The following is a 268-nucleotide window of genomic DNA, read 5'->3' on the forward strand; positions in this document are numbered from 1 at the left end:
CAGTAAGGATGGTGGAGCTATGCGGGATCGAACCGCAGACCTCCTGCGTGCAAGGCAGGCGCTCTCCCAGCTGAGCTATAACCCCATCGTAAATGCTAATCTCTGTACCCTAATTCGTTTCCGGGCAAGGCGCGTTGGTGCGAAGCATACTGAAGTATGCGAGCATCGCCGTAACACAGCACGGAGGCGAATTTGGTAGGCCTGAGTGGACTTGAACCACCGACCTCACCCTTATCAGGGGTGCGCTCTAACCACCTGAGCTACAAGC

General features: G+C 56.0%; 1 tRNA gene. It reads right to left on the minus strand.

Annotated features, from left to right (window positions below):
* Window positions 1–9 precede the first annotated feature (9 nt).
* A tRNA-Ala gene (locus tag OGY09_RS00020) sits at window positions 10–85 on the minus strand.
* Between the last annotated feature and the right edge of the window lie 183 nt (window positions 86–268).

The sequence above is a fragment of the Citrobacter sp. Cpo071 genome (assembly GCF_030332765.1).
GTDB classification, from domain to species: Bacteria; Pseudomonadota; Gammaproteobacteria; order Enterobacterales; family Enterobacteriaceae; genus Citrobacter; species Citrobacter portucalensis.